At 54.3% G+C, this 2,083-nt stretch carries 3 protein-coding genes; all 3 read left to right on the top strand.

Features of this window, described 5'->3' with window-relative positions:
* Positions 1-349 (top strand): hypothetical protein (locus JX325_RS15775; RefSeq protein ID WP_204792005.1); only part of this gene is annotated, 349 nt, incomplete at its 5' end.
* 151 nt (positions 350-500) lie between these two features.
* A complete protein-coding gene (locus tag JX325_RS15770) occupies positions 501-1,715 on the top strand; it encodes a hypothetical protein (RefSeq protein WP_204792004.1) in 1,215 nt (404 codons plus the stop codon).
* 57 nt (positions 1,716-1,772) lie between these two features.
* The coding region (locus JX325_RS15765) for an alpha/beta hydrolase (RefSeq protein WP_204792003.1) at positions 1,773-2,083 on the top strand (311 nt) is incomplete at its 3' end.

Genomic DNA, 2,083 nt, shown 5'->3' with positions numbered 1-2,083 from the left:
GCGTAAAAAGGAGGACGGATCTGAGGATACCAACGCGGACCAGATTCTCGCCCGTCTTTCAGACCTGGTTCATCATGGGAGCGTAACCTCCGCCTACCTCTATGGCGTCACTGGCGGCAATCATGACAAGGGCTTGATCCACGACCGTTTTCTGATTGTGGACGGCGCGACCTATTGCCTGGGCGCGTCCCTCGACGGGCTGGGCGGTCGGGACACAGTACTCTTCAAATCCCCGAATCCCAAGATTTTTTTCGATCGGATTGAGGAGTGGAAAAAGGAGCACACGGTTCTCATGGGCGAAAGGAGGCCTGATTCCGATGAATCAGGGAACTCATCTGGACGTATCTGAACTTTTTGAGGCAGCGGCTTCCCTGCCCTATTCGCAGCTTTTCGCACTGTGTGCCGGAATATCCCCGGAGCGGGCCCGGGACATATCCGGCACGGTAGCAATCTATTATGCCTCTCTGCCGGAGGAGCAGCGCTTTTTCTGCTGCGGTCCGGTGCCGCAGAACAGTCAGGCCGCTCAGATAACGGGCTGGACCAGCTGGCGTGAAAACTACGTAGACCGGCGGGCCGAATATTACAGTCCCTCCGGTTACACGCTGCTTGCGGAAGCGGTTTTATATAAGGCCGGGACCGAGTATTGGCTGGCCTGGCTAAACAGCCTACCAAATCAAGAGCAGACCGCCTCGTTGCTTATGCACTACTGCGGCAGAAATCTGACACAGGCCCTTGGGCTCGCCTGCAGGGTGGAGAACTTTTCCAATATCAAAACGCTGCTGTTCTGCGTACTTGTCTCAAAAGAGCGGACTCCGTCTGAGCACAGCACGTTTCTAAACGTCATCCAAAGCAACCCATCCGTCTTTTTTGACCTGTGCCTGGAGGTATTATCAGACTTTCTCTTCCTGCTGGCCTACCCTGAAAACACCGATCTCTGCCAGTCCCTTGCCGCCATCTGCGCGGGCGAGGACGCTTTGTCCCGTCTGAGCGCCGCCTCTCCTATGACCATCGGCCCGCTGTGCGTTTGGGCGGAACTTCTTTCCCAAACAGAGCCCACCGAGGAGCAGTTGTCCGCATTTAAATTCTCTTATCTGGGATGGATCTCCAGCACGGGTGATTACATGTTTACTACTATGCAGGGCCGCTATTATAAGCGCGAGCTGAGGCTCCTGGAATTTGCGGCGGAAACCTACGCCTTTGACGAATCCTTTGAGACGGAGATGAAAGCGCTGCTGGAGAAAAAGGCCTACGTCTACCACGGATGGCCTCCGGAGGAAACCCCACGGCAGCAGTGGTTCCTGCACATTGGCCTGCTGCTCTGGCTCGTGGGCCTCAACCGGGATCGCCTAGGGCGCGGCGAGAATCTGATGCTATATGTACTGGAAAAGCTGAACCTTATCATCCCTATGGTGCTTATAGACAATGACTACTCTCTGCTTCTCAGCAATGTATTCTGTCTTCCCCGTCAGGCCTCGCCTGAGATAGACACGCAGCTGGTTCGCTTGATTCGGAAAATTTTTGAACCTCTGGTCCTGCGCGTCGTCGCGGAAAGCTACCTTGCTCATGCTTGCCACAGCGCGAGAGTGCTTCGTGCGATGGAGAAACGTTTGCGAATTTTACTGGAGCTGCCTCAGAGAAAGCGGCCCACAGATCCGGATTTTCCAGGGCAGGAGCTTTTGTCTGAACTTGAGACCGCCTTGAGCAAAATTGTATAACTGTCCACGCGAGAATGCTGCCGGTATAAGAACAAGGACATATTGAGGAGGTGCAAAATGACATATCCATTGGAGATTCTGCATGAGGAAAAGCTGGGACAGGCCCCGAAGGGTGATATCGTTTTTGTCCACGGCATCTGTCACGATGCGCGCTGCTGGAAGAATTTTATAGATTTCTTCTCCGCGCAGGGATACCCATGCTCTGCGCTGAGCTTAAGAGGACATGGCGGCAGCGGCGGGCGGAAACATTTTCGATTGTTTACATTGGCCAATTATGTGGAGAACGTTGAACGGGCGGTGGCGCAGTGCGATACGAAGCCGTTTTTGATCGGACACTCCATGGGAGGAGCCGCGGTTCAGCAATACCT

The organism is Oscillibacter sp. CU971 (assembly GCF_905219725.1).
GTDB lineage: Bacteria > Bacillota > Clostridia > Oscillospirales > Oscillospiraceae > Oscillibacter.
The sequence above is the reverse complement of the archived record's forward strand: the minus strand, read 5'-3'. Positions and strand labels throughout refer to the sequence as shown.